Genomic DNA, 14238 nt, shown 5'->3' with positions numbered 1-14238 from the left:
CCTGTTCAGGTCACGCCTTTGAATCTTCCGGCAAACGGCAGGTCAACCGTTTAGGCCCCTCTGCAGGAGGATCGACCATGAGCCAGAAACACCGCCCGCTTCACGCCCCGCAGCCCGCCCCGAGCGATGAAGACGAAGACCCCATGGGCTCGGTTGAAGAATTGCACTTTGACGAGGATACCCCCAACGTTGATGTCGGTTTCGACCCAACCGACGATGACCTCGAGCCGGAAACCCTGATCCCCGAAGACGGCGCCCGCTCCGCCAACGAGCCGGGAGCAAATCACCCTGCGGACTGGGACCTGAGCGTAGTCGACCAAGGTGACATCGGCGGCGGCAAAGGCCTGGATGAAGCAGAGCTGGCACGCCGCGACCCGCTGGACGGCAAGCCGGAGCGCTGACCCCTTACTCGAACAGGGTGCAGGCCATGACCAGGGCGTCTTCGCGACCGCCAGCAACCGGGTAGTAATCACGCCGGCGGCCGATTTCATTGAAGCCGTAGCGCTCGTACAGGCGATAGGCCGACTGGTTGCTGGCACGCACTTCGAGGAAACACTCACGACCGTTGAGCGCATAGGCGCGCCTCATCAGCTCCTCCAGCAGGCGCAGGCCCAGGCCGCGACCCTGGCTTTCCGGCTTGACGGTGATATTGAGCAGGTGCGCCTCGTCGATGATCACGTTGATCACGCCATGGCCGACCTGCTGCTCGCCTTCGAACATCAGCCAGATTTCATAGGACTTGAGACCGTCGAGGAAGATCCCGCGGGTCCAGGGGTGGCTGAAGGCGGCGTATTCGATCTTCAGTACGGCATCCAGATCCGCCTCGGTCATCCGGCGGAAGCTGATCGTGTCACTCATCACTTGGTTTCCAGCGCGCCATCAGCCGGCGCATGGCTTGCCAGACGTGCGCCTTGCGCTGCGGCTCGTCCATCAACAGTTCGAGCCCCGGCAAGGCCCAGGCAGCGCCCAGCCCTTCAACCGGCAACTCGCGGTAATAAGCATCGGCGTCGGCCTCGCCGGCAAAACGCACGGCAGGCAGGCCGATCAGCCACAGGCAGACGCACGGCGCTTCTTCAAGCCGGGCCTGGATAAAGCCCTGGACGAAATCGGTCGCCGCCTGCGGCCCCTGATCGAGGTTGCCGCGCACCAGCAACGGCCAGCGCACCGGCTCGCCGATGATCTGCGGGCTGTCCGGCAGGCCGGCGGCGCGCAGCATGTCCTTGAGCAACAGGTAGGAAGGGTCGCGGCTCTGGAATGGCTCGCCGGTGGCAAGCTCCACCAGCAGCAGGCAATTGCCGGCGCGCAGCAGTTGCAGGGCAAAGCGTGGAGGCGGCACCGGGGCCGGCCTGGCCGGCACTGGCGCCTTCTCGGCCTCTTCCACTGCTTTGGCCGCCACTTTCGGCATGCTGCCCGGGCGCGGGATCTCGATCTTCGGTCGCTCAACGGTGCGTGCTACCGGCGCGCTCGCTGCTACGGCAGCGGCAACAGGCGCCTGCTCCTGCGGCTCGAACGCCGGTTCCTCCAGCGCCGCCACCGGCAACAACAGCTCCGGGCGCGACGGTGCAGCGAACGGCAGTTCGGCACGCGGCAGCCAGTGCACCACTTGCATGGCGTTGAGGTAAGCGCGGCGGCGGGACTCGATTAACAAGAAGGATCGGCCATCTGTGGATAAGTCAGGGGCGATATTCTAACGTTGTTCGCCGTTTGGCGCCGCTGTTGATCGGCAGAAAACCGCTCGACAGCAGGATCAAGCGATCAGGGGGTGAATCGACAGGCGTCTGATGCAGTACAATCGGCGCTTTTATTTGGCAACGAGTCGACCCGCCAATGATCGAACCCAAGCGCGTCCTGCGCGCCCTAGCCGAACACTGGGCCCTGCTCGAGCCGTTGTGCGAGCGCTTCGACGGGGGCACCCTGAGCCTGGCCGAACTGCGCCAGCAACTGGCCACCCAGCAGTTGGAGAGTACCCCCCAGGACATCACCAGCCTGCTCGACGTGTGGATCCGCCTGGATATCCTGGTGCCGGTGGCCAAAAGCCCGAACCGTTTCGAGCTCAACGCCCAGATCCATGACTTTCTTGCCTACCTGCGCCGTGAGCACCGCCTGGGCCTGTGCCTGGAGATCGAAGCCTACCTGCGCCACCTCGAGCGCCTGGCCGGGCATATCCAGGACGCCTTCGAGATTCGCGACGGCAACGACCTGGCGCGCCAGCTGCGCCTGCTCGACATGCGCGTGCGCGACGTCCTGAAGAAGCTCGACAACGACGAACAGGCGCTGGTCGCCGTGGCCGAACGGGCCAAGACCAGCGACCGGCAGATCCCCCTGCGCCAGCGTTACGCCGAAGTCCTGGCGACCTGGGACGAATATGTTGAACCGATGATCCAGCTGGTCAACGCCGACGGCGCCTTCGAGCAAGGCGTGCGCAAGGTCGAGACCGTGCTGCTGCGCTTGCTCGGCGAGCAGGCGCGCCTCGGCCATCTGGTCGACGACGACATGCTCCTGCGTACCCATGCGCGCATCCTCGAGATGCAGACCAGCGCCCAGTTGACCCTGCGCCATGCCCGCGAACTGCTGCTGCCGCTGCGTGAAGAAGCCCGCCGCCACAACGCCGTGACCCGTGGCGCCGCCCTGGCCCTGTCGGTGATCCGCCGCAAGGGCCTCGATGCCGTGCCGCAGGCGGCCATGCCGCTGTTCACCCGCCCGCAGAGCACCTTCCTCGGCAGCGCCAGCCAGGTCGAAGCCTATGTCTATGCCCTGGCCCGTTTCGAGCCCAAGCCTGCGCAGTTCCCCAAGGCCCACAAAAGCCACAAGGGCGACGCACCGCGCGCACCGCGCACGGTCAAGGAAATGCTCGAACGCTGCGAGGACGCCCTGCCGCTGCCGGACCTGATGGTCTGGCTGCTCGACCAGGAGCCCGAAGGCGCCACCGACGAGCTGCTGTACTGGTTCTCGCGCCTGTCGCGGGAAAAACGCTTTGCCCGCGAGCGCCTCGAGCGCCGTGAATACACCACCCGCGAACACCTGGTCAGCCTGCGTTCCTTCGCTCTGACATCGAGCCGCGAACCATCGCCTGAGCCAACTGCGAGCCCTGCCCATGCATCTTGATCTTTCCGAACTGTCCCAGCTCGCACCGATCTTCCGCGAGCTGTTCAAGGGCTTCCACATCAGCCGCCGCGACCCGGAGCTGTACGCCCAACTGTCGAACTTCCAGGACCAGTACCGTGGCCTGTTCAAGGCCCTGGGCTTTGAACTGGTGTGCGACACCCGTGGCTTCTACTACTTCGTCCCGGACCTGGCCGCCGCCCAGGTCAACAAGACCGCCCAGCGCCTGTCGCTGTTCACCTTCATCCTGGTCGAACACCTGGCCGACCAGGGCCGCGACCCGATGTCGGTGCTCGACGGCGGCAGCCTTGGCCGCGACGAGCTGCCTTCGCTGCTGGAAAAGTACCGCGACCTGTTCATCCAGGCCGAAGTGCAGACCCCGGACGAGCTGGAAGAAAAGATCATGCGCCGCATGACCCAGCTCGGCTTTGCCCACGAAGAGAACGGCATCTACCGCTTCCTGCCGCCGATGCACCGCTTCCTCGACGTCTGCCTGTCGGTCCAGCAGGACCGCGACCTGGCCGCCAGCCTGCACAGCGCCCTGCCGCTGCCAACGCCGGTGCTGGTCGAGGAAGAGAGCCCGGAAGAGCTCAACCGTACCGACGACCCGCTCGACCTCAGCCCGTTCGAAGAAAGCGAAGAAGACGCCTTGGCCCGAGCCATTGCGCAAGAGCAACAGGAGATTGACGCATGAGCCAGGAACGCTACGGCATTCGCCGCTTCGCACTGCTCAACACCGCCGGCTACAGCCTGGGTCTGTTCCCCCTGGAACACCCATTGTCGGTCTACGGTGCCAACAACCTGGGCAAGAGTGCCTCGATCAACGCCCTGCAGTTCCCGATCCTGGCGCGCATGTCCGACATGAGCTTCGGCAAGTACAGCCTGGAGCAGTCGCGGCGCTTCTACTTTGCCAGCGACACCAGCTACATCCTCTGCGAGGTCAACCTGCCCCACGGCCCGCACGTGATCGGCGTGGTCGGCCGCGGCCCGGGGGGGGGCTTCGGTCACCAGTTCTTCGCCTATGCCGGCGAGCTGGACCTGGCCCACTACCAGAAGAACGACACCTGCCTGCGCCAGAAAGAGCTGTTCAGCAACCTCGAGCGCAACGGCCTGAAAGCCTATGAGCTCAAGCCTGACGAGCTGCGCCGGTTGCTGGTCGGCGGCCACACCTCGATCCCGCTGGACCTGACCCTGATCCCGCTGCGCTCCACCAGCGAACAGAGCCTGAAAACCTTCCGCGCCCTGTTCATCAACCTGCTGCACATGCGCGAGATCACCGCAGCCAAGCTCAAGCAGCTGTTCCTCGATGCCTTCGAGCACAGCCTGCGTTCGGGCAGCGTCGACTACATCGCCGCCTGCGAAGAGGCCTTCCGCGACGTACGGCGCATGGAGCAGGACTACAACTCGCTGGTCGCCGCCGGCCCGCTGGTCGAGGCCCTGGCCAACGGCGTGGCCCAGCGCGACATCCTGCGCGGCAAGCTGCATCGCCTGTCGCCACTGCTCGACTCGCTGCTCGGCACCTGGCAGGACTACGCCAGTGCGCGCAAAGAAGAACTGGTGATCCAGGCCGAGCACTATAAAAACGAACAGGACAGCCTGCAGAACGACCAGCGTGGCGGCACCCAGGAGCTGATGCGCCTGGAGCGCGAGATCACTGGCGTGCAACGCTGGCTCGGTGAGCTGTCGGTGCTCAAGCACCGCTTCGCCCTGGTCGACGACGTCAAGGTCCTGGAACAGCAACTGCTGGCCGCCAAGGACGCCCACGACGAACTCGCCGGCGCCCTGGCGCAGTCGCGCCAGTTCAGCGCCGAAGACCTCGAAGAGCGTCTGCGCGAGCTGGAAAAACGCCTGAAGTCGGTCAAGCAGCAACTCGATCATGCCGACAACAACAGTTATGCACGCCTGCGTGAAGAGTTCTCGCAGCAGGACGTCGAGCGCCTGATGCGCCTGTTCAACGGCGCGCTGTTCAGCTTGCCGCTGGGCGAGCGCGGCATCGAGCTGGACGACAGCGATGTCTGGGTCAAATCCCTGGAAGCGGTGCTCGACGGCTTCAAGGGCGAGCGCTTCGAAGCCCCGGGCCTGTCCATCGACCTCTCGCACATCGAGCCCCCTGCCCTGCAGGCCCTGGCCGACCGCGCCGCCCTGCGTGACCAGAAGGAACGCCTGGAGAAAGAGCTCAAGCAGCTCAAGACCCAGCAGGCCGTGGCCGCCGACCGCGCCGCGAGCAAGACCCAGACCGAAGCCCTGTACCAGCAGGTACTGGATGCGCAGAAGGCCCTGGAAGACTTCCGCCGCAGCGAGACCCTGTCCGCCGAAGAAGGCGACAAGCTCGAACAGCTGGCGCAGATGGAAGCCGCCCAGGACGAGCTCAAGCGCTCCAGCGACGCCTTCACCGAACGCGTCCAGCAACTATCGGCCAAGCTGCAACTGGTCGGCCGCCAGATCGCCGACATGGAAGCCAAGCAGCGCACGCTCGACGACGCCCTGCGCCGTCGCCAGCTGCTGCCCGCCGACCTGCCGTTCGGCACGCCGTTCATGGAGCCGGTCGACGACAGCATGGACAACCTGCTGCCGCTGCTCAACGACTACCAGGACAGCTGGCAGGGCCTGCTGCGGGTCGATGGCCAGATCGAAGCGCTGTACGCCCAGGTACGCCTCAAGGGCGTGGCCAAGTTCGACAGCGAAGACGACATGGAGCGCCGTCTGCAGCTGCTGATCAACGCCTACTCGCACCGCACCGAAGAAGCCCTGACCCTGGGCAAGGCGCGCCGCGCCGCGGTTACCGACATCGCCCGGACCCTGCGCAACATCCGCAGCGACTACGACAGCCTCGAGCACCAGCTGGCGCTGTTCAACCGCGAGATCAACAAGCGCCAGGTTTCCAACCTGCAGAGCTTTCGCATCGTCCTGGCGCCGAACAAGGAAGCGCTCAAGCACATCGACCAGATCATCCACAGCGCCGGCCAGTACGAGGAAGGCGAGACCCTGTCGGTGTTCGACCTGAGCCAGAGCGCCGAGCAGGACAACAAGAACGAAGAGGCCAAGGAGTACCTGGCGCGGCTGGTGGCAGCCAACCACAACCAGCTGGGCCTGAAGGATCTGTTCGAACTGGCCTTCGAGATCACCAAGGTCGGTGGCCAGCCGGTGATCCACACCGACATCGACGGTGCGGCGTCCAACGGCACCACCATGACCATCAAGGCGCTGACCAACATGTATTTGTTGCTGCACCTGATGGACCGCGACCTGGCCGGCCGCGTACGCCTGCCGTACTACCTGGACGAGGCGGCCGACATCGACGAACGCAACCAGGCAGCGCTGCTGGAAACCAGCTTGCAGCTGGGCTTCGTACCGATTCTGGCGAGCGTGAAGCCGCAGGTTTCGGCGCATGTCGCCATCGACCTGGAAGGCGGCAGTGGGCCGAACGGGATCTACATTGACGAGGCCGACTGGAAGTACATCAGCCGCCGTGATGTGGAGAAGGCGGTGGTGCGGGAAGAAGAGGAAGAAGCTTCGGCTTGAGGCCTCTCCAGGGGCCTTTCAGGCCCCATCGCCGGCAAGGCCGGCTCCCACAGGGATCACGGTGGTCCTTGTGGGAGCTGGCTTGCCAGCGATGCATTCAACTCGGTTTTACTGAGCCCACGGCAGGATCGGAATCGCCGTTACCGCGTTCTGCGGACTGCCTTCGATCACACGATCCGAGTACACCAGATAGACCAGGGTATTGCGCTTCTTGTCGAGAAAGCGCACCACCTGCATGGTCTTGAACACCAGCGAGGTACGCTCCTTGAACACCTCGTCACCGTCCTTGAGCTGCTCCTTGAAGCGAATCGGCCCGACCTGACGGCAGGCGATCGACGCCTCGGCGCGGTCTTCAGCCAGGCCCAGGCCGCCTTTCAGACCGCCAGTCTTGGCCCGCGACAGGTAGCAGGTCACGCCCTCGACCTTCGGGTCGTCAAACGCCTCGACAACGATGCGGTCATTCGGCCCGACGATCTTGAACACCGTCGATACCTGGCCAATCTCCTCGGCCGACGCCAGTACCGGCAACGCCAGCAGCGCCGCTGCAATCATCCCTTTGAACACACGTATTTCCTCAGACCAGAATCAGGTTGTCGCGGTGCACCAGCTCCGGCTCGGCGATGTAACCCAGCAGGGCCTCGATCGCGTCGGACGGCTGGCCAATGATTTTTTGTGCTTCCAGGGCGCTGTAGTTGGCCAGTCCGCGGGCGACTTCGAGGCCATCCGGACCAACGCAGACCACCATCTCGCCACGCCGGAAGCTGCCCTGCACGGTCTTCACACCGACCGGCAACAGGCTCTTGTTGTCCTTGCGCAGGGCCTTCACTGCGCCATCGTCGAGCACCAGGGTACCGCGAGTTTGCAGGTGGCCAGCCAGCCACTGCTTGCGCGCGGCGAGCATGCCGCGCTCAGGCGACAGCAGGGTGCCCAGGCGTTCGCCCGCCTTGAGGCGGTCGAGCACGCGCTCCAGGCGGCCACCGACGATGATCGTGTGGGCACCGGAACGCGCTGCCAGGCGCGCGGCACGCAGCTTGGTCTGCATGCCGCCACGGCCCAGGGCGCCACCGGTGCCACCGGCCACGGCATCGAGGCTCGGATCGTCGGCACGGGCTTCGTAGATGAGCTGCGCATCAGGGTTGTTGCGCGGGTCGGCATCGAACATGCCGTCGCGGTCGGTGAGGATCACCAGCAGGTCGGCCTCCACCAGGTTGGCCACCAGCGCCGCCAGGGTGTCGTTGTCGCCGAAGCGGATCTCGTCGGTAACCACCGTGTCGTTCTCGTTGATCACCGGCACCACACCCAGTTCCACCAGGGTGCGCAGGGTGCTGCGGGCATTGAGGTAGCGCTTGCGGTCCGACAGGTCGTCGTGGGTCAGGAGGATCTGCGCGGTGTGCCGGCCATGCTCGGCAAAGCTCGATTCCCAGGCCTGCACCAGGCCCATCTGGCCGATCGAGGCCGCGGCCTGCAGCTCGTTCATCGCACTCGGTCGCTTGGTCCAGCCCAAACGGCTCATCCCGGCGGCAACCGCCCCGGACGACACCAACACCAACTCGACACCCGCCTCATGCAACGCCACCATCTGCTCGACCCAGACACCCATGGCCGCGCGATCCAGGCCCTTGCCATCTGCTGTCAGCAGGGCACTGCCGATTTTCACGACCCAGCGCTGCGCACCCGTCACCTTGCTCCGCATCTTCTTCCAACCTATTCAGATCTTTAGATACCAAAACGCCGCTCCTGAGAGCGGCGTTTAGTGTACTGCAACGAATCAGTCGCGCACGTAAATGATTTCCGGGCCGTCTTCGTCGTCCTCGTCCCAATCATCGTCATCGTCGTCGCCGATGTCGTGCACGCTCTTGACGCCGCTGCGGCGCAGGGCGCGGGCGTCGTCCAGGGCCTGCAGCTGAGCACGGGCTTCGTCTTCGATGCGCTGGTCAAGCTCGGCCAGCTCTTCGGCGTAGGCCGGATCGTTGGCCAGGCGGTCGGCGCGGTCTTCGAGGTAGCGCATGATGTCGCGGCTGAGCTGCTCGGTGCCCTGCTTGGAGATCGCCGAGATCACGTAGACCGGGCCTTCCCACTGCAGACGCTCGACCACTTCCTTGACCCGCTCGTCACGCTCGTCGTCCATCAGCATGTCGGTCTTGTTCAGCACCAGCCAGCGGTCACGCTCGGCCAGCGACGGGCTGAAGCGGGTCAGCTCGTTGACGATGACTTCGGCGGCATCGGCGCTGCTGCTTTCATCCAGCGGCGCGAGGTCGACAAGGTGCAGCAGCAGGCGGGTACGCGCCAGGTGCTTGAGGAAGCGGATACCCAGGCCGGCGCCGTCGGAGGCACCTTCGATCAGGCCGGGAATGTCGGCGATGACGAAGCTCTTCCAGCGGTCGACACTGACCACACCCAGGTTCGGCACCAGGGTGGTGAACGGGTAGTCGGCGACTTTCGGCTTGGCGGCCGATACCGAGCGGATGAAGGTACTCTTGCCGGCGTTCGGCAGGCCCAGCAGACCGACGTCGGCCAGTACTTTCATTTCCAGTTTCAGGTCACGCTGCTCACCCGGTTTGCCCGGAGTGGTCTGGCGTGGCGCACGGTTGGTACTGGATTTGAAACGGGTGTTGCCCAGGCCGTGCCAGCCGCCCTGGACCACCATCAGCTTCTGGCCCGGCTTGACCAGGTCGCCGATGACTTCCTGGGTGGCGGAGTCGATCACCGTGGTGCCGACCGGCACGCGCAGGATCAGGTCGTCGCCCTTCTTGCCGGTGCAGTCGGTGCTGCCGCCGTTGGAGCCGCGCTGGGCCTCGAAGTGACGGGTGTAACGGTAGTCGACCAGGGTGTTGAGGTTGTCGTCGGCAACCATGTACACCGAGCCGCCGTCGCCACCATCACCGCCGTTGGGGCCACCGTTCTCGATGAATTTCTCGCGGCGGAAGCTCATGCAACCGTTACCGCCATCACCGGCTTTGACCCGGATCGATACTTCGTCAACAAACTTCATAAAAACCGCCTCTCGTCAGCTGGACGAGCTGAGTGACACAAAGACATAAGGCTCTTGCAAAAGTGAGCGCGGCGGCCCCGTCACGATAGTAACAACCCACGCCGGCAGCCCATACAAACAGCTTTGCAAGAGACTCACCCCACAAACGAAAAAGCCCCGTCGCGAGACAGGGCTTTTCCAGCGTTCGCGCGATTACTCGGCGACAACGCTCACGTAACGACGACCGAAGGCGCCTTTTACTTCGAACTTGATCTTACCCGCAATCTTGGCGAACAGGGTGTGATCCTTGCCCATGCCAACGCCGTAGCCAGCGTGGAATTGGGTGCCGCGCTGACGCACGATGATGTTGCCAGGAATGATAGCCTGGCCGCCATACATCTTCACGCCAAGGCGTTTGGCTTCTGAGTCGCGACCGTTACGGGTACTACCACCAGCTTTTTTGTGTGCCATGGTTCAATTCTCCAGAAATGGATTCAGGCGATTAAGCCGAAATACCGGTGATCTTGATTTCGGTGAACCACTGGCGGTGGCCCATACGCTTCATGTGGTGCTTACGGCGGCGGAACTTGATGATGCGCACTTTGTCGTGACGACCTTGGGAGATCACTTCAGCAACAACTTTGGCACCAGCAACGACTGGAGCGCCGATGTTCACGTCGTCGCCATTGGCAACCAACAGAACGCGGTCGAAAGTCACGGATTCGCCAGTGGCGATTTCCAGTTTTTCGATTTTCAGGTATTCACCTTCGGCGACTTTGTACTGCTTGCCACCGGTAACAATTACTGCGTACATGGGTATTTCTCCGATAATCCTGCTCACCCAGCTCTTTATAGGAAGAGTATTGGCTGGCATGGCTGCATAGGGCTGGAACGGCCCAGTGCAATTGCGTAAGGCAGGTGCTGCCCAGGAAGTTCAGGGTGCGCGATTGTACGCAAGCCCTGCTTTGCTTGCAAGTCCCACCCCCGGCCCGCGGGCAGCGCGCCTTGACACGCCGGGACCCGCGACCTAGCATGCCGCGCAACCTTTATGGAGCACCTGTGGCCGATGCAACCCCAAGCTTTCTACCGTGCGGTAGCGGACGACTTCAGCGCCGTTGACGAGATTATCAAGAAACAGCTGACTTCGCGTGTACCGCTGGTATCGAAAATCGGCGACTACATTACCTCGGCTGGCGGCAAGCGCCTGCGTCCACTGCTAGTGCTGCTGTGCGGCAAGGCCTTGGGCCGCGAAGGCGACGACCTGCGCCTGCTGGCCGCCACCATCGAGTTCCTGCACACCGCCACCCTGCTGCACGACGACGTCGTCGACATGTCCGGCATGCGCCGTGGCCGCTCCACCGCCAACGCCCTGTGGGGCAACGCGCCAAGCGTGCTGGTCGGTGACTTCCTGTACTCGCGCTCGTTCGAGATGATGGTCGAACTGGGCTCGATGCCGGTCATGCAGATCCTCTCCAAGGCCACCCGGGTGATCGCCGAAGGCGAAGTCCTGCAGTTGTCCAAGGTGCGCGACGCCAGCACCACCGAAGAAGTCTACATGGACGTCATCCGCGGCAAGACCGCGATGCTGTTCGAGGCCTCGACCCACAGCGCCGCGGCCCTGGCCCAGGCGAGCGAGGAACAGAGCGAAGCCCTGCGCACCTTCGGTGACCACTTGGGCGTGGCCTTCCAGCTGGTCGACGACCTGCTCGACTACAAGGGCGATGCGCAGACCCTGGGCAAGAACGTCGGTGACGACCTGGCCGAAGGCAAGCCGACCCTGCCGCTGATCTACACCATGCGCGAAGGCACCGCCGAACAGGCCGCGCTGGTGCGCCAGGCGATCCAGAAGGGCGGCATCGAAGACCTCGAGAGCATCCGCGCGGCCGTCGAAGCCTCAGGCTCCCTGGACTACACCGCCAAACTGGCCCGCGACTACGTGGCCCGCGCCATCGCCTGCCTGGACGTGCTGCCAGCCAGCGAATACCGCGACGCACTGGTCGAACTCAGCGAATTCGCCGTCGCCCGCACGCACTGATTCGCCACTTCCCTAATCGCGGGGCAAGCCCGCTCCCACACGGTGGGAGCGGGCTTGCCCCGCGATTGCATTCGCCCCACGACAACAAAACCTTATACAATGTAGGTTTTGTACCTGTACGTCTTGAGGAACCTTAGTGAGCACTTTGCCACCCTGCCCCAAATGCAACTCCGAATACACCTACGAAGACGGCGCCCAGCTGGTCTGCCCCGAGTGCGCCCACGAGTGGTCGGCTGCCGGTGATGCCGAAGCAGCCAGCGATGAGGCGGTAAAAAAGGATGCAGTGGGCAACGTCCTGCAGGACGGCGACACCATCACCGTGATCAAGGACCTCAAGGTCAAGGGCACCTCGCTGGTGGTCAAGGTCGGCACCAAGGTCAAGAACATCCGCCTGTGCGATGGCGACCACGACATCGACTGCAAGATCGATGGCATCGGCCCGATGAAGCTGAAATCTGAATTCGTCCGCAAGGTCTGATTCTGGTGGGTTCGGGGCCGCCCTGCGGCCTCGACAGCCCACAACCTGGAAAAAACCGCCAATAGGCACTTGCTATTTTGATAATAAGAATTATTCTCATTGAACGCTTTCAAGGAGAATAGCCATGACTTATCTGATAGACGCCTGGCTTGACCGCCCCCATCCATACTTGCGCATCCTGCACCGGGAAACCGGCGAGGTCTGTGCCGTGCTTGAAGAAGAAGCACTGGACGAACTGCGCGACCAGGGTGACCTGGATCTCAATGGTTTGAATTCGAGTGAGCCGGGTGTGCTCAAGGAACTGGTGAGGAACCTGTTCCTGTTCTGCTATGCGCGGGCGTTGCGCCCGGGTGGCGGGACCGATTGGAACTGAAACCGCATCGCCGGCAAGGCCGGCTCCCACAATGGACCGGTGTGAAGCGAATCCTGTGGGAGCTGGCTTGCCAGCGATGAGGGCCGAAAGGCCCTCTGACGTTCTGAAAGAACGTCTTACAGAACGTCCAGCAGCTCGACGTCGAACACCAGCACGCTGTGCGGCGGGATGCTGCCAACGCCCTGAGCGCCGTAAGCCAGCTCGCTCGGCACGTACAGGCGCCATTTGCTGCCGGCATTCATCAGTTGCAGGGCTTCGGTCCAGCCGGCAATCACGCCGCTGACCGGGAATTCTGCTGGCTGGCCGCGCTCGTAGGAGCTGTCGAACACGGTGCCGTCGATCAGGGTGCCGTGGTAGTGGGTACGCACGCTGTCGTCGCGGCTTGGCTTGGCGCCTTCACCTGCGGTCAGTACTTCGAACTGCAGGCCCGAAGCCAGGGTGGTGATGCCGTCACGCTTGGCGTTTTCAGCCAGGAAGGCCTTGCCTTCGCCAGCGGCAGCTTCGGCCTTGGCAGCAGCTTCGGCTTGCATGATTTCGCGGATGACCTTGAAGCTGGCCGACAGGTCGGCTTCGCTGACGCGGCTGTCCTGGCCGTTGAAGGCGTCGGTCAGGCCGGCCAGGATGGCGTCCAGGCTTACGCCTGGTGGCGGGTTGTCACGCAGTTGGCCACCCAGCTGACGGCCGATGCCGTAGCTGACGCGAGTTTCGTCGGTAGACAGGTTGAGTTCGGACATTTGCTTGCTCCGCTGCAGGGCGCATGACAGCCGCGCCCTTTATGAAAAGGGCGAGCAGCCTAGCACACTGCGCTGGCGCAGATCAGCTACCAGGCCGAACGTCGTGGCATCGGTATTTTCAGGTCGCCATCGCCGGCATCGCCACCGCCGCACATCTCATCATCCATCGACCAGTGCACCAGGTGCACTGGCACCGCTGGCAAACCGCTGAGCAGGCGTTGCGCATCGACTACCGAATGCACTTTCAGGCGCTGCCCATGGGTGTCCGAGAGCGGATGGGCGTGGCCCTTTACCCGTGCCTCGATAATGAAATCACCGCCCTCGATGGCGATCAGGTTGAGCTCTTCGACATGACCGGCTCTGGCCTCGGTGTTCAGTTGGTGAAGGTTCATTGCGATACCTCGTTACCGGAACTTCGAGTGACCGTTCATTTTCTGTACAGCCGCGCACAAAGCACAAGGCGAAACCGCAACCGCCCGTCCGTTTTGCAACGCACGGGCGGTTGTTGACTGGGCAAAACGCCTGATCAGTGCTTGGTGACCTTGTCCAGGTAACCCATGGCAAAGGCCGAGACCACGAAGGTCATGTGGATGATCACGTACCACATCAGGTACTGGGGCTCGATGTTGCGCGCGTCCATGAACACCCGCAGCAGGTGGATCGAGGAAATCGCCACGATCGAGGCGGCGACCTTCATCTTCAGCGAAGACGAGTCCATCTTGCCCAGCCAGCTGAGTTTTTCCTTGTCCTCGTCGATGTCCAGTTGCGAGACGAAGTTCTCGTAACCGGAAATCATCACCATCACCAGCAAACCACCGACCAGGGCCATGTCGATCAGCGACAGCAGCACCAGGATCAGGTCGGCTTCGGCCAGGGCGAAAACGTTGGGCAGGACGTGGAAGATCTCTTGGAAGAACTTCAGTGCCAGCGCCAACAGGCCCAACGACAGACCAAAATAGATCGGCGCGAGCAGCCAGCGCGAGGCATACATCGCATTTTCGATAATACGTTCCATTGAAAACT

Annotated in this window: 17 protein-coding genes; 7 read left to right on the top strand and 10 right to left on the bottom strand. The window is 63.3% G+C overall.

All coding sequences use genetic code 11. The features are described from left to right. The first annotated feature begins 77 nt into the window (after positions 1 to 77). Positions 78 to 401 carry a hypothetical protein gene (locus PspR32_RS03595; protein WP_010225712.1) on the top strand — a complete coding sequence of 108 codons (324 nt, stop codon included), beginning with the start codon at positions 78 to 80 and terminating at the stop codon, positions 399 to 401. 4 nt (positions 402 to 405) lie between these two features. On the opposite strand, the gene rimI is transcribed toward PspR32_RS03595, so the two are convergent. Both rimI and PspR32_RS03585 read right to left on the bottom strand, forming a co-directional pair. Continuing rightward, a complete protein-coding gene (gene rimI, locus PspR32_RS03590) occupies positions 406 to 858 on the bottom strand; it encodes a ribosomal protein S18-alanine N-acetyltransferase (protein ID WP_036993809.1) in 453 nt (150 codons plus the stop codon). Beyond that, positions 851 to 1648: an energy transducer TonB gene (locus tag PspR32_RS03585; RefSeq protein WP_100781928.1), complete on the bottom strand. Its 798-nt coding sequence runs from the start codon at positions 1646 to 1648 to the stop codon at positions 851 to 853. Before PspR32_RS03585 ends, rimI begins: the two co-directional genes overlap by 8 nt. A 179-nt stretch (positions 1649 to 1827) precedes the next feature. Between PspR32_RS03585 and mksB the strand changes: the two genes are divergently transcribed. From mksB to mksF, 3 genes are read left to right on the top strand one after another with little or no spacing between them, the layout of a single operon-like run. Beyond that, positions 1828 to 3105, top strand: coding sequence for an Mks condensin complex protein MksB (mksB, locus tag PspR32_RS03580; RefSeq protein WP_036993806.1), 1278 nt, complete (start codon positions 1828 to 1830; stop codon positions 3103 to 3105). Continuing rightward, positions 3095 to 3796 (top strand): Mks condensin complex protein MksE, encoded by a 702-nt coding sequence (mksE, locus tag PspR32_RS03575; protein ID WP_010225708.1) that lies wholly within the window; start codon positions 3095 to 3097, stop codon positions 3794 to 3796. The genes mksB and mksE overlap by 11 nt, the downstream gene beginning before the upstream one ends. Beyond that, a complete protein-coding gene (gene mksF, locus PspR32_RS03570; protein WP_159388098.1) occupies positions 3793 to 6624 on the top strand; it encodes an Mks condensin complex protein MksF in 2832 nt (943 codons plus the stop codon). Before mksE ends, mksF begins: the two co-directional genes overlap by 4 nt. A gap of 108 nt (positions 6625 to 6732) precedes the next feature. Here the strand turns inward: mksF and PspR32_RS03565 are convergent, their stop codons facing one another. From PspR32_RS03565 to rplU, 5 genes are all read right to left on the bottom strand, one after another. After that, entirely contained in the window at positions 6733 to 7176 is a 444-nt protein-coding gene (locus tag PspR32_RS03565; RefSeq protein WP_162471134.1) for a CreA family protein, read from the bottom strand. A gap of 22 nt (positions 7177 to 7198) precedes the next feature. After that, positions 7199 to 8317, bottom strand: coding sequence for a glutamate 5-kinase (gene proB / locus PspR32_RS03560; protein WP_010225702.1), 1119 nt, complete (start codon positions 8315 to 8317; stop codon positions 7199 to 7201). 75 nt (positions 8318 to 8392) lie between these two features. Next, positions 8393 to 9616 carry an Obg family GTPase CgtA gene (gene cgtA / locus PspR32_RS03555; RefSeq protein ID WP_010225700.1) on the bottom strand — a complete coding sequence of 408 codons (1224 nt, stop codon included), beginning with the start codon at positions 9614 to 9616 and terminating at the stop codon, positions 8393 to 8395. 192 nt (positions 9617 to 9808) lie between these two features. Further along, positions 9809 to 10066, bottom strand: a complete 258-nt coding sequence (gene rpmA / locus PspR32_RS03550; protein ID WP_010225698.1) for a 50S ribosomal protein L27 — start codon at positions 10064 to 10066, stop codon at positions 9809 to 9811. Positions 10067 to 10097: 31 nt separating this feature from the next. Next, positions 10098 to 10409 carry a 50S ribosomal protein L21 gene (gene rplU / locus PspR32_RS03545; protein WP_010225695.1) on the bottom strand — a complete coding sequence of 104 codons (312 nt, stop codon included), beginning with the start codon at positions 10407 to 10409 and terminating at the stop codon, positions 10098 to 10100. Between the two features lie 252 nt (positions 10410 to 10661). On the opposite strand from rplU, the gene PspR32_RS03540 reads away from it, so the two are divergent. The 3 genes from PspR32_RS03540 to PspR32_RS03530 all read left to right on the top strand — a co-directional run bounded on the left by PspR32_RS03540 (position 10662) and on the right by PspR32_RS03530 (position 12481). Then, entirely contained in the window at positions 10662 to 11630 is a 969-nt protein-coding gene (locus tag PspR32_RS03540; protein WP_010225693.1) for a polyprenyl synthetase family protein, read from the top strand. Positions 11631 to 11766: 136 nt separating this feature from the next. Next, a complete protein-coding gene (locus PspR32_RS03535) occupies positions 11767 to 12108 on the top strand; it encodes a zinc ribbon domain-containing protein YjdM (RefSeq protein ID WP_010226371.1) in 342 nt (113 codons plus the stop codon). Between the two features lie 124 nt (positions 12109 to 12232). Beyond that, positions 12233 to 12481, top strand: a complete 249-nt coding sequence (locus PspR32_RS03530; RefSeq protein ID WP_010226372.1) for a PA4570 family protein — start codon at positions 12233 to 12235, stop codon at positions 12479 to 12481. Positions 12482 to 12597: 116 nt separating this feature from the next. Here the strand turns inward: PspR32_RS03530 and PspR32_RS03525 are convergent, their stop codons facing one another. The 3 genes from PspR32_RS03525 to PspR32_RS03515 form a co-directional block, all read right to left on the bottom strand. Then, positions 12598 to 13215 (bottom strand): FKBP-type peptidyl-prolyl cis-trans isomerase, encoded by a 618-nt coding sequence (locus PspR32_RS03525; protein WP_010226378.1) that lies wholly within the window; start codon positions 13213 to 13215, stop codon positions 12598 to 12600. 86 nt (positions 13216 to 13301) lie between these two features. Then, entirely contained in the window at positions 13302 to 13607 is a 306-nt protein-coding gene (locus PspR32_RS03520; protein WP_010226380.1) for a DUF6482 family protein, read from the bottom strand. A gap of 134 nt (positions 13608 to 13741) precedes the next feature. Continuing rightward, positions 13742 to 14230 (bottom strand): TIGR00645 family protein, encoded by a 489-nt coding sequence (locus tag PspR32_RS03515; RefSeq protein ID WP_010226381.1) that lies wholly within the window; start codon positions 14228 to 14230, stop codon positions 13742 to 13744. Between the last annotated feature and the right edge of the window lie 8 nt (positions 14231 to 14238).

This window comes from Pseudomonas sp. R32, from assembly GCF_009866705.1.
Classification (GTDB): Bacteria; Pseudomonadota; Gammaproteobacteria; order Pseudomonadales; family Pseudomonadaceae; genus Aquipseudomonas; species Aquipseudomonas donghuensis.
Note: the sequence above shows the minus strand (reverse complement) of the source record. Positions and strands in the feature narration are given on the sequence as shown.